This is a genomic window from Methylobacterium tarhaniae, from assembly GCF_001043955.1.
GTDB lineage: Bacteria > Pseudomonadota > Alphaproteobacteria > Rhizobiales > Beijerinckiaceae > Methylobacterium > Methylobacterium tarhaniae.
On record NZ_LABZ01000131.1, the window covers coordinates 1 to 19,033 of the forward strand.

Below are 19,033 nucleotides of genomic sequence, written 5' to 3' on the forward strand. Positions count from 1 at the left end.
CGGCGTCAGGTCGAGCCCGGCGGCGGAGGCGGCATCCGCCGCCATCACGCAGGTCGCGCCCGAATTGCTGATCGCCACCATGCGCCGCCCGCCCGGGCGCCAGCCCTTCAGGTACAGCTCGGCCGCCGCGACGAGGTCGGTGGTGTCGTCGGCCCGCCAGATCCCGTGCCGCTCCAGGAAGGCGTCGACGAGGCGGTCCTCGTTGGCGAGCGCGCCGGTATGGGATTGCGCCGCCGCCTGCCCGGCGGCGGTGCGGCCGGATTTGAGCGCCACGATCGGCAGGCCGCGGTCGCGGGCGATGGCGGCGGCCTCGGCCAGATGGTGCGGGTCGGGAATGCTCTCGAGGTAGAGGAGCAGGAGCTTCAGGGCCGGGTCGGCCGCGACCGCGGCAGCGAGCTCGCAGACCGTCACGTCGGCGTCGTTGCCGGTGGCGTGGGTGTGGCGCACGCCGATGCCGCGGCCGCGCAGGAGGCCGTAGGGCACGACGCTCATCGCCCCGCTCTGGCTGACGATGCCGACCGGGCCGTCCTGGGGCGGAACCTCCAGGAACATGCTGGAGAAGCTCGGCACCGCGCCGGTGCCGAAATTCGCCAGGCCTTGCGAGTTCGGGCCGATCATCCGCACGCCCCGGGCCCGGGCGCGGGCCACCATCGCCCGCTCGGCCGCCTGCGCCGCGGGGTCCGCGGTCTCGCCGAAGCCCGAGGCCATCATGATCGCCACCTTGACGCCGACCTCGCCGCACTCGTCGAGCGCCGCCACCGCCGCCTCGCCCGGCACCGCGATGATCGCGAGGTCGGGCGCCCGCGACAGGGCCGAGAGGCGCGGCACCGTGCGACGGCCCTGGACCTCGTCGCGCTTCGGATTGACCGGCCAGACCTCGCCGCGAAAGCCGAACATCGACAGGTAGAGGAGCGGCCGCCCGCCGATCTTGTCGGGATTCTCGGAGGCGCCGATCACCGCGATCGCGCTCGGGTCGAGGGCGGCCTGGAGGCTCGACGTCATGGGTGGTTCTCCGGCGTGACGAAGGGGACGAGGCCTGTCCCGAAGGCGCGGAACGTCGTGCGCACCGGGTCGCCGATCGCGATCCCCTCGGGCGGGCAATGCGCCATGAAGCGGAACCCTTCCCGCGCATCGACCAGCGCGAGGCCGTAGGGGGCGTGCGCCTGCAGGTCCGGCGAGGGCGCGCGGGCCACCACCGTCACCGCGTGGACCGTGCCGCGGCCCGACGCCGCCTCCACGCCCAGATCCTCGCTCCCGCAGGCCGGGCAGAACGGGCGCCGGAAATACTGGATGTCGCCGCAGGACCGGCAGCGGGCGAACGCCAGACCCTCGCCCCCCTCCGTCCAGTCCGGTAGCGTGCCGTCCGGGCTCATCGGCCGTTCTCCAGGACGAGGCTGACATGGGAGGAGAGCACGCCGCCGTCGCCGTGGAGGAGCGCCAGCGCCGGGGCCTCCACCTGGCGCGGGCCGGCCTCGCCGCGCATCTGCCGCACGGTCTCGGCGAGGTGGGCCATGGCGCCGCCGACGCCGCAATGGCCGTAGCTCAGGAGGCCGCCATGGGTGTTGAGCGGCATCGCGCCGCCGGGCGAGAAGTGCCCCTCGCGGGCGAGCCGCCCGGCCGCGCCCCGGGGCGCCAGGCCGATCTCCTCGAGCAGGATCGCGAGGGTGATGGTGAAGCTGTCGTAGATCGCCGCGTAGCGGATGTCGGCGAGGGCGATGCCTCCTTGCGCCAGCGCCCGGGCGGCAGCGTCGCCGGCCCCGAAGGCGGTGAGGGACGCGGCGGCGCTGACATGCTGGTGGGTGTGGGCCTGCGCGGCGCCGCGGATGCCCGGGCCCCGCCGCGCGGGATCGTCCCGCTCGATCACGAAGGCCGCGCCGCCATCCGAGACCGGGCAGCAATCGAGCAGGCGCAACGGCGCGGCGATGGACTTCGACTCCCGCACCATCGCGGCGGTGATCGGCTCGCTCAGATGCGCGCCGGGGGTGCGGGCGGCATTCGCCCGCATCAGCACCGCCAGCTCGGCATGATCGTCGATGCCGTGCGCGTGGGCGTAGCGGGAGGCGACGAGGCCGTAATAGGCGGGGATGGTCGGGCCGAGCGGCACCTCGTAGGTCGGGTGGCCGACCTGGGCCAGCGTCTGGATCGCGGCATCGCGGGACTGGCCCGACAACCGGTTCTCCCCCGCCACCACCAGGATCCGCCGCGCGGCCCCGGCCTCGACCATCAGATGGGCCAGCATCACCAGGGCGAAGCCCGTGGCGCCGCCGAGCTGGATCGCGTGGGCGTAGGCCGGCCGCAGCCCGAAATGCTCGGCGAAGACCGTCGAGAGCATCAGGTGCGGGTGGGTGGTCGAGTAGCCGGTGATCAGCCCGTCGATCTCGCACCGCTCCAGTCCGGCATCGGCGAGCGCGTCCGTGGCGGCGCGGCTCATCAGGTCGAGGGTGGACAGGCCGGGCAGGCGCCCGAAGGGGGTGAGGCCGATGCCGGTGATCCGGCTCATCGGGCGGGCGTCCCGGACGATGCGCAGACATCGGAACGGCGGGCAGATCCTGTCCCACCCCCGACCTCATCCTGAGGTCGCGGGTGGGGTGGGCCGGCATTCGCCCGGCGGTCCGCGCCCGTCGGGCGGAGTCCGAAACGCGTCGACGTGACGACCCGTCCGACCTCTCCGTCCGGCACGCCCGTGCATTGCCGCACCATGCGTTCAGGCGCCACCGGACAGCCGGCATGCACAATATTCCGTCTTGCGGAACTTCGCATCGGGCGTCCTCCGGGGCGGGCCGTCGCCGCTTCACGCCGGCGATGTCTTGTCGGAAGATGGTTGCCTTCCGGCGAATAGCCTGTCAACACTGGTCGAGGCCGGGCGATGATCGGCTTCGTCGCCGGACAGGGCGAGTCGAGACCGACCGAATTGGTTCCGTGAAACGGAACTCACCCATCAAGGGCGGCGGGCTCGGGAACGTGGGAGAGGCGCCATGCACCCTCGGCCGGGCCTGAATTCGCGTGCGGTGCCGGGAGCCGCATGAGCCCGCTGGCCGACGACGCCCCGCCTCCGACCGCCGGCTCCGACCCGAACGCGGTCCAGAAGGTCTGCGCCGTGCTGCGCGCCCTCGCCGCCCCCGCGCCGCGGCGCCTCACCGACCTCTCCGCCGAGACCGGGCTCCACAAGGTGACGGTCCTGCGCATCCTCGACACCCTGGCCCAGGAGGGCTTCGCCGTCCGCGCGGCCGACGGGCGGCGCTGGCGGCCGGGACCGGAGCTGATGGCGCTGGCGGCGAGCGCGGGCCGGCCCGACGACCTCCGGGCGCTCGCGCGGCCGAGCCTGATGCGGCTCGCCGAACTCTCCGGCGACACGGTGCTGCTCTCGGTGCGCAGCGGCGTCGAGGCGGTCTGCGTCGAGCGCGAGGTCGGCTCCTACCCGATCCGCGCCAACTACCTCGATATCGGCAGCCGGCGGCCCCTCGGGGTCGGGGCCGGCGCCATGGCCTTGCTGGCCTGGCTGCCCGACCGGGAGATCGACGCGATCCTCGGCATCGTGGTCCAGCGCCTCGGACCCTATCCGCGCCTCGGCCGGGCGGAGATCCGCGCCGGCATCACGGAGGCGCGGACCCGCGGCCACGTCGTGCTCCTCGACCAGGTGGTGGACACGATGGGGGCGATCGGCGTGCCGGTGCGCGACGAGACCGGCCGCACCGTCGCGGCCCTGAGCCTCGCGGCGCTCACCACCCGCATCCGGGCGCGGGAGGCGGAGCTGGCGGAGGCCTTGAGGCGCGAGGCCGATTTGATGGAGCGGGAGCGGATCCCGGCGGGGCGGGGAGGGGTGGGGTGATCAAGCCGGCCGTTCTCACCCGCGACCTCATCCTGAGGTGCTGGCGATCGGAGATCGCGTGCGACCGAAGGGAGCCCCGAAGGAGGGCTCCAGGGATCGAGATGCCTTCTGGAGGCCTCCTTCGAGGTCGGTCGATCTTCGAGCGACCGGCACCTCAGGGTGAGGTTGCGAGTGGGGCGGATCTTCGGTCGCCGACAAATCCCCAGCCACGGAGACATCCTTGAAGATCACCGGCATCCAGTCCCAGATCGTCTCGCTGCCCTTCGACATGGGCGGCCCGCCCGCCACCTTCGCCGGCAAGGCCTGGACCCATCTCGACATCCTGCTGGTGCGGGTCGAGACCGACGAGGGTCTGGTCGGATGGGGCGAGGCCTTCGGTCATGCCGGCATCCAGGCGACGCGGGCCGCCCTCGACGGGATCGTGGCGCCCCTCGTGCTCGGGCGCTCGTCGGGCGACATCGCGGCTCTGAGCCGGAGCGTGCTGCACGCCACGCATCTGCTCGGCCGCAACGGCCCGTTCGTGTTCGCCTTCTCGGGCATCGAGACCGCCCTGTGGGACCTCGCCGGCAAGCGCGCCGGGCAGCCCTTGGCGCGGCTCCTCGGCGGCGAGGTCCGCGAGCGGCTGCCGGCCTATGCCTCGCTGCTCGCCTATCACGAGCCGGCGCTGGTGCGCCGCAACGTCGAGGCGGCGTGCGCGGCCGGCTACCGCCACATCAAGCTGCACGAGGTCACCGAGGAGGCGGTCGCGGCCGCGGCCGAGGTGACGCGGGCGTTCGGGGCCGCCCTGATGGTCGACGTCAACTGCGCCTGGAGCGTGCCGGCGGCGCTCCGGATGGCCGACGCCTTCGCGCCGCACGACCTCCTCTGGTTCGAGGAACCGGTCTGGCCGCCGGAGGACGTGCATGGTCTCGCCCGGGTGCGGGCCCGCGGCGTCCCGATCGCCGCCGGCGAGAACACCGCCGGGCTGTTCGGCTTCAAGGCGCTGATCGAGGCCGGGGCGATCGACGTCGCGCAGCCGAGCGTGACCAAGATCGGCGGCATCGGCGAGATGCTGCGGGTCATCACGCTCTGCGAGGCGCACGGGGTCCGGCCTGCCCCCCACAGCCCCTATTTCGGGCCCGGCCTTCTCGCCACGATGCACGTGATCGCGGCCCGCGTCGAAGACCCGCTGGTCGAGGTGCTGTGGCTCGACATGGAGGCGAACCCGCTCGATCCTTGGGTCCGGGCCGAGAACGGCCACGTGCGATTGCCGACCGGCCCGGGCCTCGGCTGCGACCCGAGCCTCGGCGTGCTCGACCGCTACCGGGTCGGGTCCGTCGTCCGCACGGCATAAGACACAGGGGAGGACACGCCATGAAGGTCGAACGCGTCGAGACGCGTCCCGTCACCTTGCGCCCAGAGCGGCCGATCGGCTCGGCGCTCGGCCAGCTGCATACCTTCGGCTGCATCCTGGTCACGGTGCGGGCCGACGGGCTCACCGGCGAGAACATCGTGTTCACGTTGAACGACCGCCGCACCAAGGTCCTGCGCAGCCTGATCGACGAGATGGCCGACCTGGTGGTGGGCCAGGATGCCGGCCACATCGCCGGCTTCTGGTCGCGGGCCTGGCGCGACGTCAACTTCATGGGCCACAAGGGAATGCCCGTCATGGGCATCTCGGCCCTCGACGGCGCCCTGTGGGACCTCGCGGGGAAACGCGCCGGCCTGCCGCTCTACCGCATGCTCGGAGGCGCCAGCGCCCGCGTCCCGGCCTACCATTCCGGCGGCCTGTGGCTCGACCGCTCGACCGACGAACTGGTCGCCGAGGCGGACGGCTTCAAGGCGGCGGGCTTTACCGCGATGAAGATGCGCCTCTCGGCCGGGGACCCCGACTGGAACATCGCCCGGGTGCGGGCGGTCCGCGAGGCGATCGGCCCCAAGATCCGCCTGATGGCCGATGCCAACCAGGGCCTGACCGAGAACGACGCCATCCGCCTCGGCCGGCGGCTGGAGGAGTTCGACCTCACCTGGTTCGAGGAGCCGCTGCCGGCCTGGGACGTCGAGGGCCTGGCCCGCGTCGCCGCCGCCCTCGACACGCCGATCGCCAGCGGCGAGACCGACTACACCCGCTACGGCTTCCGCCGGATGATCGAGCTGCGCTCGGCCGACATCCTGATGCCGGACCTGCAGCGGGTCGGCGGCGTCACCGAGTTCATGCGGGTCGGCCACCTCGCCGAGGCGCACGACCTGCCGGTGTCGAGCCATCTCTTCCCCGAGCAGAGCCTGGGCGTGCTCGGGGCCCTCGCGAACGCGCATTCTCTCGAATACATGCCGTGGTTCTCCGAGCTGTACTGCGAGAGACTGGACTTCGCCGACGGATACGCCATCGTACCGGAGCGGCCAGGCTTCGGGTTCACCTTCGACGAGGATCGGATCCGGCACCTGGAGCGGCAAGGCGCCTAAAGACAACCGCGCCGGCCGAAGCAAGAACGGGAGGAGGACGCCATGGTGACGACGAACCGTCGTGCGCTCGTGATGAATGCTGCCGGCCTCGCGGGGGCGGCGGCCCTCGGGTTCCCCCGGCCGGCCCTGGCGCAGGGCGAGCCCCTGCGCATCGGCTGGCTCGCGGCGATGACCGGCCCCAGCTCGGCCCCGACGGTCGGCTTCAACCGCGGCGTGGTCTTCGCCACGGAGGCGATCAACGGAGCCGGCGGGATCAAGGGCCGCAAGATCGAGATCGTCACCCGCGACTCGCAGGGCGACCCGACCAAGGCGGTCAACGCCGTGCAGGAGATGATCAGCCAGGCCAAGGTCCACGCCATCTGGGGCCCGACCAATTCCGGCGAAGCCCTGGCGACGACGCCGATCATGGCGCGGGCGAAGATGCCGAACATCCACCCTTGCGTGATCGACAGCCTGATCGACCCGGCGAAGTATCCCAACGCCTTCCGCATCGCCCCGTCCAACACCCAGTGGGACGATGCGGTGCGCAACTACTGCCTCAAGGTGCTGAAGGTGAAGCGCGTCGCGGTGATCGGCGACACGACCGGCTACGGCGTCACCGCCGCCAAGGCCTCGGCCGCGGCGTTCAAGCAGGACGGGGCCGAGGTGGTCTATCTCGGCAACATCGATTCGACCCAGCCCGACATGACCCCCGACATGCTGCGCGCCCGCAATGCCGGCGCCGAGACGATCGTGGTCTGGAGCGTGTCGACCGGCATGGATGCCCGCCTGTTCAACACCCGCGCCCGAATGGGCTGGGACGTCGCCTTCGTCGGCCACCCCTCGATGGCCTCGGGCGAGATCGGCGGATTGCTGGAGAAGCCGGCGAACTGGGAGAAGGTCTACGCGGTCGGCTATCGCAGCTGCTCCTACGACGAATCCGGCAAGCTCGACGCCCGCAGCGAGGAGTTCGTCGCCCGGCTCAAGGGCAAGGTCGCGCTCTCCGACACCCTGCTGTGGTGGGTGGCGGCCGGCTACGACGCGGTGAGCCTGATCGCCAAGGCGGTGGAGGAGACGGGATCGAGCGCGCCCGACGCGATCGTCAAGCACTGGAACGGTCTGACCAGGTATCCGGGCATCTTCGGCAACTATACCTACACGCCCAAGGAGCATAACGGCTACCCGACCGAGGAGGTGGTGATGTCGGCGGCCAATTCCGGCCGCGACGGCAGCTTCCGGCTCGCCCCGGGCTATTCCTGAGCCTGGGGAGGAGGAGCGCCGCCATGCTCGCCTCGATCCTGGCCTCGGGCCTCGCCGTCGGCGCGATCTACGCGCTGATCGGCATCACCTACAACACGATGTTCTCGACCTCGCGGGTGATGAGCTTCACCGCCGGCCAGCTCGGGATGCTCGGCGGCGTGCTCGGCTCGCTGTTCAGCTTGCGTCTCGGCCTGCCCTGGCCGCTCGGGCTGCTGCTGACGCTGGCTTGCGGGGCGCTCGTCGGCGTGGTCACCGAGTTCGTGGCGGTGCGCCCGGTGCTGAAGAGCCTCGACCAGCACCTCTACGTGCTCTCGACGCTGGCGCTCGCCCTGATGATCCAGCAGGTCACGGCGATCACCTGGAGCACCGAGCCGCAGCCCTTCCCGCGCCTCCTCGGCGGCTTCGGCGAGCATGTGCTGGACGAGAAGTTCTGGCTGCCGGTCGCCGCCTGCCTGATCGTGGTGGTCGGGCTCGAACTCCTCTACCGGCGCACCCTCCTCGGCCACGCCTTCCTGGCGGTGGCGGAGGACAATTTCGCCGCCCGCGCCCTCGGTCTCCCCGAGCGGCGCCTGCGGGTGATGAGCTACGCGCTGGCCGGCGGCATCGGGGCGCTCGCGGGCTATGCCGGCGGCGAATTGCTGCTCGCCTTCTTCGCCAACGGGCCGCATCTCAACTTCTACGGCTTCATCCCGGTGGCGCTCGGGGGCTTGGGCAACAACCGCGGCGCGCTGGTCGGCGGCCTCGTCCTGGGGCTGTTCCAGCAGACGGCGAACTTCGTCGTCGGGGGCATCTTCGCCTCGGTCGCGGTCTTCACCCTGTTCATCGTCGTGCTGCTCGCAGCGCCCCAAGGCCTGCTCGGCTCCGCCCAGGCGAGGCGCGTATGAGCACACCCTCCGCCCTGACCGTATCCGAACCGGCCGCCCGCTCCACCGGCACGCGGCTCGCCGCGGCCGCGCCCTTCCTCCTCGTGCTCGGCCTGGCGCTCGCCGTGCCGCTCGCCGGCAACGATTACTGGACGCTGATCGCCACGCGGGCGGCGATCTACTGGATCCTGGTCTCGGGCCTCAACCTCGTCGTCGGCTTCGCCGGGCAGCTCGCCATCGGGTACGTGGCCTTGCTGCTCGTCGGCGCCTACACCACCAGCGTCCTCGCCGCCGGCACGGTGCTTCCGGCGTTTCCGACTGTCCTGGCGCTCGCCTGCGCCGGAATCGTCGGGGCCGTGGTCGGGGTGATCGTCGGGCTGCCGGCGCTTCGCTTGCGCACCTTCTACTTCGCCATGACGACGCTGGGCTTCGCCACCATCGTCACGCAGGTGGCCCTGGCTTGGCAGGACGTGACCGGCGGCGGCATCGGCATCACCGGGCCGGAGATGCCGGCGCCCTTCGACTCGCGCCTCGGCTTCTACGGCCTGTGCCTCGCGGGCGCCGTGCTCTGTACCTGGATGACGCTGAACGTCGCGGGCAGCCGCTACGGCCGGGCGCTGGTGGCCATCCGTGACGCGGATGTGGCGGCGGAGGCGGTCGGCATCTCCAAGCCGAGACTGCTCGTCGCGGTGTTCCTCTTCGCCGGCTGCGTGGCGGCCGTCGCCGGCGGCCTGTTCGCCTCGCTCCAGACCTACATCACGCCGGACGCCTTCACGTTCGACCTCTCGCTCCTGTTCTTCATCGCGGTGCTGATCGGCGGGCGCGGCTCGGTGCTGGGGCCGCTCATCGGCACGATCCTGCTCACCATCCTGCCGGAGGTGGCGGCCCCGCTGGCGGCCTGGTCGACCTTCCTCTACGCGTTCCTGCTCCTCGTCATCGTGCTGGCCCTGCCCGGCGGCATCGCCGACCTGCTCGACCGGGGCAAAAGCCGTCCGCTGCCGGCCGAGCGCAGCATCGCCCCGCGCCACGCCGCACTCCAGGAGCTCGCCGCGAGCGCATCGGCGCGCGAGCCGATCACGCTCACGGGGGTGCGCCTGAGCTTCGGCGCCGTGAAGGCGATCGACGGGCTCGACCTCACCTTGCGCCCCGGCGGCGTCCACGGCCTCATCGGCCCCAACGGTTCGGGCAAGACCACGACGCTCAACGTCATCTCCGGCTATTACCGGCCGCAAGCCGGGCAGGTGAGCTTGGGCGCCCGCTCGCTGCTGGCCGAGGCGCGGGAGGCGCGCGCGCTGCTCCGCATCGCCCGCACCTTCCAGACCCCGCGGATCGTGGCTGAGGCGAGCGTGATCGAGAACGTCATGCTCGGCGGCAGCGTCGAGGGGCGCGCCACCCTGGCGGAGGCGCTGCTCTCGCTCCGGCGCCACCGCGAGGACGAGCGGGTTCTGCGCAACTCGGCCCGCCTCGCGCTCCGGGCGGTCGGGCTCGACGGGCTCGACGAGGTCCGGGCCGGGCGGCTCCAGCACAGCGAGCTGCGCTTCCTCGAGATCGCCCGCGCCCTGATGCTGCGCCCGGCCTTCCTGCTCCTCGACGAGCCGGCGGCCGGCCTCTCGGCCTCCGAGATCCAGCGCCTCGGCGGCCTGATCCGGGCGGTGGCGGATGCCGGGATCGGCGTGCTCCTCGTCGAGCACCATGCCGACCTGATCTTCGCGATCTGCGACGAGGTCACGGTGCTCAATCTGGGCCGGGTGCTCGCCGCCGGCACGCCGGCGGAGATCCGCAGCCACAGGGAGGTGGTCAGTGCCTATCTCGGCGGGTGAGCCCCTCTTGCAGGTGCAGGGTCTGGAAGCGGGCTACGGCAAGATCCGGGTGCTCCACGGCGTCGACCTCACGGTGAGGGCGGGCGAGGTGGTGACGCTGCTCGGCCCCAACGGCGCCGGCAAGTCGACGCTCCTGCGGGCGCTCTCCGGCCTGCTGCCGGTCCAGGCCGGCACGGTCCGGCTGGGCGGCACGCTGCTCTCGGGGGCCGGCCCCCGGACGGCCGTGCGGGCCGGGCTCTCGCACGTGATCGAGGGCCATCGCGTCTTCACCGGGCAGAGTGTGCGCGAGAACCTGCTTCTCGCCGCCTACGACCTGCCCCGGGCCGAGCGCGCGGCGCGGATCGAGGAGGCCTTGTCCCACTTCCCCGAGATCGCGGAAAAGAGCCACGACAAGGGCGCCTCGCTCTCCGGCGGCCAGCAGCAGATGCTGGCGGTGGCGCAAGGGCTGGTGCAGCGCCCGCGCCTCCTGATGCTCGACGAGCCCTCCGCCGGGCTCTCCCCGGTCCTGGTCGACCGGGTGCTCGACGTGGTCTCGCGCCTGCGCCGGCAGGGCACCGCGGTGCTCCTGGTCGAGCAGCTGGTCGAGAAGGCGCGGGCCGTCTCGGACCGGGTCTACGCCCTGGCGCAGGGGCAGATCGTGCTGGAGGCCCAAGCCCGCGCGCCCGACCTGCCCGAGCGGCTGGAGCGGGCGTATTTCGGCACGGCGGGGGCGGCGCAGGCCTGACGACCGTGCCGCCGGGCGCGCCGTCCGCGGCGCCGCTCAGCGCAGGCCGCCGCCGACCACGCCCGCCTCGACGGCGACCGACAGGCGGTCGGTGATCGCCCACTCGACCCCGACATGGGCGTTCGGCAGGACCGCGATGTCGTCGCGCGAGAACGGGGCCGAGACCGGGGTCGCCCCGGCCCTGACCGTGCCGTGGACGGCGGCGGCCCCCACCCGGGCATAGAGCAGCACGTCCGGCGTCAGCAGCGCGCCGACCTTCACCTGCACCGCGCCGGCGAAGTCGCGGGTATAGGTGAGGCCGCCAAAGCCCGGCATCAGGCCGCCGGAGGTCGCCGCGAGGTAATCGAACCCGCCGGTGATGCCATAGACGAACCGGCCCTCCTGCCACATCCGCCCGCCCTCGAAGCCGATCGTCGGCCCGGCATAGCTGCCGAAATGCCGCGACGACACCGCCTCGAACCCGGTCGAAAGCCGGGCATAGGAGCCGGACCAGCGGCGACCGACGCCGGGTCCTTCCTCGGACCCTTTCGGCCAAGTATCTGGCCGAGTATCGGGCCCAATATCCGGCCAAGCGAAGACGGGCAGGACGCCGAAGCCGGCGAGACCCTGCGCCGCGCCGGGATCCGGCCGCAGGGCGCAGAGGCCGAGGACGAGGCAGGCCGCGAGGCGGCGGAGGGAGCGGGAATCGGCGCGTCCGGTCATGCCGCCAGGATAGCCCAAGGCGGGCGGATCCGCATCGGGCGGCACGGCCACGGTCGCCCTGTGGTTTGTATCTGCAAACCCGAGCGCCCCGGGGCGCAGGCGCGCGACCGGATCGTCGCGGACGGCCGGCGTGCCGGCCATGGAGTCGCGGTCGATTTGGTCGCACCCCAGGAACTCGGGTGGGGTATGATCTATGTTAGTGTCCTGAGGCTGCCGGAGGGACCGACGCGGCCCGCCGGAGACCCCGCGCGTGATCGACCCAGAGGTTCAGAACCGGATCCGCAGGCCGGAGCCCGGCGGTTCGCCCGCGCCGCGCTGCATCGTCGCCGTGCCGGTCCGCAACGAGGTCGACCGGATCGGCGCCTGCCTCCGGGCATTGGCCGCGCAGGAAGGAATCGGTGCGGACGCCCTCGGGATCGTCCTCTTCCTCAACAACTGCACCGACGGCACGGCGCAGGCCGTGGCGGCGCTCGCGCCCGGCCTACGCCTTCCGCTGCGGGTGATCGCGCGCGACCGGGAAGGCGCCCATGCCGGCTGGGCCCGGCGCGAGGCGATGGAGGCGGCCGCCGCCTGGCTCGAGGAGACGGCGCCGGACGGCGTGATCCTGACCACCGACGCCGACAGCCGCGTGCCGCCGGACTGGGTCGCGCGCAACCTCGCGGCCCTGGCGCGGGGCGCCGACGCGGTCGCCGGGCGGTTCGTCCTCGACGCGGCGGAGGCCGCGCGCCTGCCGGACGCGCTCCACGCCCGCGGACGGCTGGAGGGCACCTACGAGGCGCTGCTGGTCGCCCTCGAATCGGCGATCGCCCCGGTCGCGCACGATCCCTGGCCGCGCCACGCGACCCGCTCCGGGGCGAGCCTCGCCGTCCGTCTGCCGGCCTACCGCGCCGCCGGCGGCATGCCGGCGCTGCCCGCGGGCGAGGACCGGGCCTTCGTCGCCGCCCTGGCGCGGGCGGAGGCCCGGGTGCGCCACGCCCCCGACATCGTCGTCGTCACCTCGGGCCGGCTCGACGGCCGCGCCCCGGGCGGCGCCGCCGACACGATGCGCCAGCGCTGCGAAGCGCCCGAGAGCCCCTGCGACCCGCGCCTCGAACCCCTGGGCCGCGCCCTGTTCCGGTTCGCCTGGGCCCGCCGGCTGCGGCGCCTGGACGAGGACGGGCGCCTCGCGCGCACCGCTCTCTGGGCGCCCTGGCTGTGGATCGGGCCGGACGAGGCGCGGCGCATCGCCGGACTGCCCACCCGCGGCGCCCGGCTCGCGGCGATCGAGGCGGGAAGCCCGCTCCTCGCCGGCCGCCCGTTGCGCCCGGGCGCGCTGCCCCGGCAGATCCGCGCCGCGCGCCTGGTGCTCGCCGGGCTGCGGCGCGGGGCGCAGGGCCTGCGGCGCCTCGGCACCCTCGCACCCGGCCGCGTCCGGCCCGCCCTCGGCCCGGCCTCCGAGGAGGCCGGCAATGCCTGATCTCGCCTTCCGCCCGAAGAGCCTTCCGGCTCCCGACGCCGTCGCGGCCGCCCACCGGGTCGCGGCCCTGGCCGCGCGGCGGGCCGACGCGCAGGATTGCGACGACGGCTTCCCGGCCGAGGACGTGGCCGACCTCGCCCGGGCGGGGCTCCTCGCCGCCCCGGTGCCGGCAGGGGAGGGCGGGGCCGGCCTCGGCACGGAACCGGGCGCGGCCGACCTCGCCGCCGTGCTGCGCCTCGTCGGCTCCGGCAGCCTGGCGCTGGGCCGGCTCTACGAGGGCCACGTCAACGCGCTCCAGCTCGTCGCCCGCTACGGCGGGCCTGGGGACCGGCGCGCCCTGTTCGCGGAGGCCCGGGCGGGCCATCTCTTCGGGGTTTGGAACACCGAGCCGGCGGCGGGCGGCCTCGTCCTCGCCGGGGACGGGCGGCTTGCCGGGGTCAAGACCTTCGCGTCGGGGGCCGGCCACGTGACCCGCGCCCTGGTGACGGCGCGCCGGCCCGGGGAGGAGGCGCCGCTGATGCTGGTCGTCGCCCTCGAACCCGGCACCCGGGCCGACCTCTCGGCCTGGCGCGCGCAAGGGATGCGCGCCTCGGCCACCGGCACCGTCGATCTCACCGGCCTCGCTCCGATGGCACGGCTCGGCGGGCCGGACGATTACCACCGCCAGCCGCACTTCTCCGGCGGCGCCTGGCGCTTCGCGGCGGTGCAGCTCGGCGGCATCGAGGCGGTGTTCGAGGCCTGGCGCGGCCACCTCGCCCGGACCGGACGGGGCGACGATCCCCACCAGCTCGCCCGCCTCGGCGAGGGCGCCATCGCGCTCGAAGGCGCCCGGCTCTTCGTCGCGCGGGCGGCCGGCCTCGTGGCGGATGAGGCCCTGCCGGCGGAGCGCGTCGTCGCCTTCGTCGACCTGACCCGGCTCGCGGTGGAGCGGGCGGGGCTCGAGGTGCTGGGCCTCGCCCAACGTTCGGTCGGATTGCAGGGCTTCCTGCGCGGGCATCCCCTGGAGCGGCTGTCGCGCGACCTCGCGACCTATCTGCGCCAGCCCGCCCCCGATCGGGCGCTGACCGGCGCCGCCGCCGCGATCCTCGCCGCCGAGGGGCCGATGGCCGCGCTCTGGGAGGCGCGCTGATGCGGGCCGACGCCTTCCTGGCCGCCGCCGAGGCGCTGCCCATGCGCGACCTGCGCGCCATCGTCCCGGCCGGCGGGATCGTGGTGGTGGCGCCCCATCCGGACGACGAGAGCCTCGGCTGCGGCGGCCTCATCGCCGAGGCCTGCGCCCGCGCCGTCCCGGTCCGGCTCGTCGTGGTGAGCGACGGGGTCGGCTCGCACCCCAACTCGGCGAGCCATCCGCCCGGGCGCCTGCGGGCGTTGCGCGAAGCCGAGACCCTGGCGGCGGCGGACGCCCTCGGGCTCCCGGCCGGATCCGTCACCTTCCTGCGCCTGCCCGACCGGTTCGTGCCGGCCTCCGGGCCCGGGGCCGAGGCGGCGGTGGCGTGCATCGCCGAGGCGGCCCGCGCCTGCGGGGCCGGCGCCCTGTTCGTCACCTGGGCGCACGACCCGCATTGCGATCACGCGGCGAGCGCCGCCCTCGCCCGCCAGGCCCAGGCCCTCCTCGGCGACGTCTCCCTCTACGCCTACCCGGTCTGGGGCTGGACCTTGCCGCCGGAGACCGAGGTCGGCGCCGCGCCCCGGGGCGCGCGCCTCGGCGTCGCGCGCCATCTCCCCGCCAAGGCGGCGGCCATCGCCGCGCACCGCTCGCAGACCACCGACCTCATCGCCGACGATCCCGCCGGCTTCCGGCTGGAGCCGGCGATGCTCGCCCGCTTCGCGCGCGCGCACGAAATCTTTCTCGAGGTCGTCCCGTGAGACCCTGCTTGTGACCCGCCACACGACCTCCCTGCCCCCCGACTACTTCGACGCGCGCTACGCCGCCGATCCCGACCCGTGGAATTTTTCCGCCAGCCCCTACGAGCGCGACAAGTACGCCGCCACCCTCGCGGCCCTGCCCCGCCCGCATTACGAAGCGGCGCTCGAAATCGGCTGCTCGATCGGGGTGCTGACGGCCGCCCTGGCTCCCCGCTGCGCCACGCTCCTCGGCCTCGACGTGGCCGAGGCGGCCCTGGCCCAGGCCCGCGCGCGCTGCCGTGACCTCACGGGTCTCCGCCTGATGCGGGCCCAGGTGCCGGGGGAATGGCCGGAAGGCACCTTCGACCTGATCCTCCTGTCGGAGGTGGTCTACTACCTCGATGCCGGCGACGTCGCCCGCCTCGCGGCCCGCGTCCGGGCGAGCCTGAGGCCGGGCGGCGACGTCGTCCTGGTGCACTGGACCGGGGAGACGCACTACCCCCTGACCGGCGACGAGGCCGCCGACCTGTTCATCCGCGAGACACGCGACAGCCTCGCGGTCGACCGGCATGTCAGGACGGGAGCGTACCGGCTCGACGTGCTGCGGGGGCGCTAAGCAGATTTCGCAAAAGTGGCCACCGGTTTTGCGGCAAAAATCTGCGACAAAACAAGAAGCTAAGCGAACGAAGCGTTGGCCTGCCCACAGTACACGACACAGCAGGTTGCGCGGTGTGGGAGCGAGGGCCGCGCGCATGAGCCCTCCCCCCTCTGCGGGGGAGGGTGGCCCCTGCGTCAGCAGGGGTCGGGAGAGGGGCAGCGCGACGCTGATCCAGGAAGCGCCCGTCAGAACGGTCGCGACCTCTCCGGAGGCGGCGTCCCCTCTCCCGCCCCAGCACGAGTGCTTCGCACTCGCCGTGGGGCACCCTCCCCCGCAGAGGGGGGAGGGTTCTGCTGGCGTGGCAGCCGTCGCTCCACCACTGCGCAACCTGCTGTGTCGTGTACTGTGTGGCCTGCCAACGCAAGTCTGCTTAGGCCGCGTCCGAGGCGAGCGGCAGGCTGAGGCCCGCCGGTGACGCGACCGCCTCCCCGCAGCGAGACTCGGTGCCGAGAGCGGGAGCCGCAACGCGCCCTCGCCCCTGGTCCGGCGTTGCAGGACGAGGCGGGTCAGCGGCTCGCCGGCAGACCCGACAACCCTCGTCCGGTCAAATCCCGCCTCGCCGCCTTCTCCCCATCGATCATCGTCCAATCGCGATCCATGAACCGAGACCACGGCGGAGCTTGTGGTCACCTGCGCCGTCACGATCGGGTGCGCTCAAGGGATGCCGGAATGGTGTCCCGGCGGCAGGAGGATTGGCACGAAATCCTCCGGTCCGCCGCCGGATGAGACGAAGTCTTAATCGTGGCAATATAGTCCTACCCGGTATCAAGACCTGCGCCGAGCCGACGCCCTCGCGGAACCCGACACGCCCCCCCATGACAGCCCCCCTGCCGGCCGCCATGCCGGCCTCCATGCCGACCGAGCCGCACCTCGTCCCGGCCCGCGCCTCCGCGCATGCGGACGGGCCGGAGCCGGACGCGCCGAAGCGCCTCGCCCGCGGCCTCGATGCCGTCCGGCACGGCGTCCTGCTGATCGACCCGCGGGGCCGCGTCACGGTCTCCACCGCACCGGCCCGCGCGCTCCTGGGCCGCCTCGGCCTCGGCGGCGCGCCCACGCTCCGCCGGCTCCTGCGCCTCGCCCGGGCGGGTTCGGGCCTGCCCGCGCGGGAGATCGTCGCGCGCCTGCGCGGGCAGGCCGTCCTCGACGTCGCATCGGACGGCCACAGCGTCCAGGTCGAGCTTCATCCCGTACCGGGAGAGGGCGTCGCCCTGGTGCTCGAGGAGGTCAGCGCCCGCCGGGCGGCGGAGACCCGGGCCCATGCGCTCGCCCGCCTCGATCCGCTCACCGGCCTGCCGAACCGGCTGCAATTGCGCGAGCATCTCGACGTCGCCCTCGCGCGCCTGGAGCGCACGGACGAGGGCTGCGCGGTGCTGCTCGTCGACCTCGACCGATTCAAGCCGGTCAACGACACGCTGGGCCACCCGGTCGGCGACGCGCTGCTGCAGAAGGTGGCCGACCGGCTGCGCGCGATCGTCCGCCCCGGCGACACGGTGGCGCGGATCGGCGGCGACGAGTTCGTGGTGCTGCAGGCGGGCACCGCCGAGCCCGGCGAGGCCCAGGCGCTGGCGCGCCGCATCGTCGACCTCGTCGGCCGCACCTACATGATCGAGGGCCAGCTCCTGTCGATCGGGGCGAGCGTCGGCGTCGCCGTCGCGCCGGCCGACGGCGGCGAGGCCGACAAGCTCCTGAAGAACGCCGACCTCGCCCTCTATCGCGCCAAGCTCGACGGGCGGGGCACCTTCCGGTTCTTCGAGCCGGCCATGGATGCGCGGATGCAGGCGCGCCGCCGCCTGGAGCTCGACATGCGCCAGGCCCTCGCCCGGCGCGAGTTCCAGCTGCATTACCAGCCGCAGCTCAACCTCGCGGACGAGCAACTGGTCGGCTGCGAGGCGCTGATCCGCTGGCGCCATCCGGAGCGCGGGCTGGTCTCGCCCCTCGATTTCATCCCGCTGGCCGAGGAGATCGGCCTGATCGTGCCGATCGGCGAATGGGTGCTCCGCCAGGCTTGCCGCGACGCCGCATCCTGGCCGCAGCCGCTGTCGGTGGCCGTGAACGTGTCCCCGGCGCAGTTCAAGAGCGACCGCCTCGTCGAGACCATCGTGTCGGCCCTCGCCAATGCCGGGCTGCCCGCCGCGCGGCTCGAGATCGAGATCACCGAGGGCGTGCTGCTCCAGAACAACGACAAGACCCTGCACACGCTCCACCGCCTGCGGGACCTGGGCGTGCGGGTCTCGATGGATGATTTCGGCACCGGCTACTCGTCCCTGAGCTACCTGCGCGCCTTCCCGTTCGACAAGATCAAGATCGACCGCTCCTTCGTCAGCGACATGGATGCCAAGGATGGTCCGGGCGGCAAGGATGGTCTGAGCCCCAAGGCCGACGGCGAGGCGATCATCCGGGCGATCGCCGGCCTCGGCCGCAGCCTCGGCATGACCACGGTGGCGGAGGGCGTCGAGACGCCCGAGCAGCTGCGCCGCATCCGGGCCGAAGGCTGCACCGACGTGCAGGGCTACCTCATCAGCAAGCCGCTGCCGGCCGACGACCTCCTGCGCCTCCTCTCCGCCCCCGACCGTCCCGCCCGCACCGGAGCCCCGTCATGAGCGACCTCTACCGGCTGGTCTATGCCAGCAGGAACCTGCTGCAGGGTTCCGACGACGAGGTGACCGCGTCGGTGCGGCAGATCCTGGAGGCCTCGCAGCGCAACAACCGCGCGATCGGCGTCACCGGCGCGCTGATGTTCAACGGCGGCGCCTTCGCGCAGGTGCTCGAAGGGCCGCGCTCCGGGGTGGAGGAAACCTTCGAGCGCATCCAGCGCGACGAGCGCCACGGCGAGGTGACCGTGCTGCAATGCGGCCCGGTCGAGGCCCGCGGCTTCCCGGACTGGTCGATGGCCTTCGTCGGCCAGTCCGCCCGCGGCCAGGCCCTGTGGTGCGGGCTCGCCGCCGAGAGCGGCTTCGACCTCACCCGCCTCGACGGCGACGGGGTGTTCGCGATGCTGCACGGCCTGGTGCTGGAGGAGGAGGGCGCGCCGATCGTGGTCTCCCCGGTCCCGGCCGGGCCGCGGGCGGTGGCGCCGGTCGAGGTGCCGCAAGACGAGCCCACGAGGCTCGAAGCCCGGGAGCCCGAGGCCGTCGCGCCGCTCCCGCCCCCGGCCGGGACGCAAGCGCCGGAGGCGGGCTCCGCCGCGGTCGCGGCGCTGCGGAACGCGCTCTCCCGCGAGCGCGAGCGGGCCAACGCCCTCTCGATCGCCCGCGACGACCTCGAACTGGCCCTCGCCGTGAGCCGCGACGCGCAGGCGGCCCTGCGCGCCGAGCGCGACCACTGGGCCGAGCGCGCCCGCATCCTCGCCGCCGCCCTGTGCCGGGAGGCGGAGGAGGTGCGGCGCGGGGTGCGCAGCGAGACCCCGCCGAGAGCCCAGGGGGCCGAGCGCTCGGTGGCGTGAGGCCGGCGCTCCG

At 73.5% G+C, this 19,033-nt stretch carries 17 protein-coding genes; 13 read left to right on the forward strand and 4 right to left on the reverse strand.

Going from position 1 to position 19,033, the window contains the following annotated elements:
* The 3 genes from VQ03_RS18845 to VQ03_RS18855 form a co-directional block, all read right to left on the reverse strand.
* On the reverse strand, positions 1 to 1,002 hold a 1,002-nt coding region (locus VQ03_RS18845), incomplete at its 3' end, for a CoA-binding protein (protein WP_048452436.1).
* The gene (locus tag VQ03_RS18850; RefSeq protein WP_048452437.1) at positions 999 to 1,373 is read right to left on the reverse strand and encodes a Zn-ribbon domain-containing OB-fold protein; all 375 of its coding nucleotides are present in this window, start codon (positions 1,371 to 1,373) and stop codon (positions 999 to 1,001) included. The genes VQ03_RS18845 and VQ03_RS18850, both read right to left, overlap by 4 nt.
* Positions 1,370 to 2,500 (reverse strand): thiolase family protein, encoded by a 1,131-nt coding sequence (locus VQ03_RS18855; protein WP_048452438.1) that lies wholly within the window; start codon positions 2,498 to 2,500, stop codon positions 1,370 to 1,372. Before VQ03_RS18855 ends, VQ03_RS18850 begins: the two co-directional genes overlap by 4 nt.
* 522 nt (positions 2,501 to 3,022) lie before the next feature.
* Here VQ03_RS18855 and VQ03_RS18860 point away from each other — a divergent pair.
* From VQ03_RS18860 to VQ03_RS18890, 7 genes are all read left to right on the forward strand, one after another.
* A complete protein-coding gene (locus VQ03_RS18860; protein ID WP_048452439.1) occupies positions 3,023 to 3,829 on the forward strand; it encodes an IclR family transcriptional regulator in 807 nt (268 codons plus the stop codon).
* 220 nt (positions 3,830 to 4,049) lie between these two features.
* Complete coding sequence (locus VQ03_RS18865) at positions 4,050 to 5,162, forward strand: mandelate racemase/muconate lactonizing enzyme family protein (RefSeq protein WP_048452440.1); 1,113 nt, start codon at positions 4,050 to 4,052, stop codon at positions 5,160 to 5,162.
* A 20-nt stretch (positions 5,163 to 5,182) separates the two neighbouring features.
* Positions 5,183 to 6,271: a mandelate racemase/muconate lactonizing enzyme family protein gene (locus VQ03_RS18870; protein ID WP_048452441.1), complete on the forward strand. Its 1,089-nt coding sequence runs from the start codon at positions 5,183 to 5,185 to the stop codon at positions 6,269 to 6,271.
* A gap of 42 nt (positions 6,272 to 6,313) precedes the next feature.
* Complete coding sequence (locus tag VQ03_RS18875) at positions 6,314 to 7,510, forward strand: ABC transporter substrate-binding protein (RefSeq protein ID WP_245292132.1); 1,197 nt, start codon at positions 6,314 to 6,316, stop codon at positions 7,508 to 7,510.
* 23 nt (positions 7,511 to 7,533) lie between these two features.
* Positions 7,534 to 8,394, forward strand: a complete 861-nt coding sequence (locus tag VQ03_RS18880; RefSeq protein WP_048452442.1) for a branched-chain amino acid ABC transporter permease — start codon at positions 7,534 to 7,536, stop codon at positions 8,392 to 8,394.
* On the forward strand, positions 8,391 to 10,193 hold the full coding sequence (locus tag VQ03_RS18885) for a branched-chain amino acid ABC transporter ATP-binding protein/permease (RefSeq protein ID WP_048452443.1): 1,803 nt from the start codon (positions 8,391 to 8,393) through the stop codon (positions 10,191 to 10,193). The genes VQ03_RS18880 and VQ03_RS18885 overlap by 4 nt, the downstream gene beginning before the upstream one ends.
* A complete protein-coding gene (locus VQ03_RS18890; protein WP_157064168.1) occupies positions 10,174 to 10,917 on the forward strand; it encodes an ABC transporter ATP-binding protein in 744 nt (247 codons plus the stop codon). Before VQ03_RS18885 ends, VQ03_RS18890 begins: the two co-directional genes overlap by 20 nt.
* 36 nt (positions 10,918 to 10,953) lie before the next feature.
* Here VQ03_RS18890 and VQ03_RS18895 read toward each other — a convergent pair whose 3' ends face one another.
* On the reverse strand, positions 10,954 to 11,760 hold the full coding sequence (locus VQ03_RS18895) for an outer membrane protein (RefSeq protein ID WP_245292133.1): 807 nt from the start codon (positions 11,758 to 11,760) through the stop codon (positions 10,954 to 10,956).
* Positions 11,761 to 11,869: 109 nt separating this feature from the next.
* Here VQ03_RS18895 and VQ03_RS18900 point away from each other — a divergent pair, with 109 nt between their 5' ends.
* From VQ03_RS18900 to VQ03_RS18925, 6 genes are all read left to right on the forward strand, one after another.
* On the forward strand, positions 11,870 to 13,075 hold the full coding sequence (locus tag VQ03_RS18900; RefSeq protein ID WP_245292134.1) for a glycosyltransferase family 2 protein: 1,206 nt from the start codon (positions 11,870 to 11,872) through the stop codon (positions 13,073 to 13,075).
* The gene (locus VQ03_RS18905; RefSeq protein WP_048452444.1) at positions 13,068 to 14,204 is read left to right on the forward strand and encodes an acyl-CoA dehydrogenase family protein; all 1,137 of its coding nucleotides are present in this window, start codon (positions 13,068 to 13,070) and stop codon (positions 14,202 to 14,204) included. The genes VQ03_RS18900 and VQ03_RS18905 overlap by 8 nt, the downstream gene beginning before the upstream one ends.
* Positions 14,204 to 14,941, forward strand: coding sequence for a PIG-L deacetylase family protein (locus tag VQ03_RS18910; protein ID WP_048452445.1), 738 nt, complete (start codon positions 14,204 to 14,206; stop codon positions 14,939 to 14,941). The genes VQ03_RS18905 and VQ03_RS18910 overlap by 1 nt, the downstream gene beginning before the upstream one ends.
* A 10-nt stretch (positions 14,942 to 14,951) precedes the next feature.
* Positions 14,952 to 15,536, forward strand: a complete 585-nt coding sequence (locus VQ03_RS18915; protein ID WP_048452446.1) for a class I SAM-dependent DNA methyltransferase — start codon at positions 14,952 to 14,954, stop codon at positions 15,534 to 15,536.
* Positions 15,537 to 16,393: 857 nt separating this feature from the next.
* Positions 16,394 to 18,178, forward strand: a complete 1,785-nt coding sequence (locus VQ03_RS18920) for a putative bifunctional diguanylate cyclase/phosphodiesterase (RefSeq protein ID WP_245292135.1) — start codon at positions 16,394 to 16,396, stop codon at positions 18,176 to 18,178.
* A complete protein-coding gene (locus VQ03_RS18925) occupies positions 18,175 to 19,020 on the forward strand; it encodes a BLUF domain-containing protein (protein ID WP_048452447.1) in 846 nt (281 codons plus the stop codon). The genes VQ03_RS18920 and VQ03_RS18925 overlap by 4 nt, the downstream gene beginning before the upstream one ends.
* Positions 19,021 to 19,033 lie beyond the last annotated feature (13 nt).

What these genes read in the sequence shown, in the direction of transcription:
- VQ03_RS18850 (WP_048452437.1), bottom strand. Translation starts at nt 1,373, where the DNA reads ATGAGCCCGGACGGCACGCTACCGGACTGGACGGAGGGGGGCGAGGGT.
- VQ03_RS18885 (WP_048452443.1), top strand. Translation starts at nt 8,391, where the DNA reads ATGAGCACACCCTCCGCCCTGACCGTATCCGAACCGGCCGCCCGCTCC.
- VQ03_RS18860 (WP_048452439.1), top strand. Translation starts at nt 3,023, where the DNA reads ATGAGCCCGCTGGCCGACGACGCCCCGCCTCCGACCGCCGGCTCCGAC.
- VQ03_RS18910 (WP_048452445.1), top strand. Translation starts at nt 14,204, where the DNA reads ATGCGGGCCGACGCCTTCCTGGCCGCCGCCGAGGCGCTGCCCATGCGC.
- VQ03_RS18895 (WP_245292133.1), bottom strand. Translation starts at nt 11,760, where the DNA reads ATGGCCGGCACGCCGGCCGTCCGCGACGATCCGGTCGCGCGCCTGCGC.
- VQ03_RS18875 (WP_245292132.1), top strand. Translation starts at nt 6,314, where the DNA reads ATGGTGACGACGAACCGTCGTGCGCTCGTGATGAATGCTGCCGGCCTC.
- VQ03_RS18855 (WP_048452438.1), bottom strand. Translation starts at nt 2,500, where the DNA reads ATGAGCCGGATCACCGGCATCGGCCTCACCCCCTTCGGGCGCCTGCCC.
- VQ03_RS18925 (WP_048452447.1), top strand. Translation starts at nt 18,175, where the DNA reads ATGAGCGACCTCTACCGGCTGGTCTATGCCAGCAGGAACCTGCTGCAG.
- VQ03_RS18905 (WP_048452444.1), top strand. Translation starts at nt 13,068, where the DNA reads ATGCCTGATCTCGCCTTCCGCCCGAAGAGCCTTCCGGCTCCCGACGCC.
- VQ03_RS18880 (WP_048452442.1), top strand. Translation starts at nt 7,534, where the DNA reads ATGCTCGCCTCGATCCTGGCCTCGGGCCTCGCCGTCGGCGCGATCTAC.
- VQ03_RS18920 (WP_245292135.1), top strand. Translation starts at nt 16,394, where the DNA reads ATGACAGCCCCCCTGCCGGCCGCCATGCCGGCCTCCATGCCGACCGAG.
- VQ03_RS18870 (WP_048452441.1), top strand. Translation starts at nt 5,183, where the DNA reads ATGAAGGTCGAACGCGTCGAGACGCGTCCCGTCACCTTGCGCCCAGAG.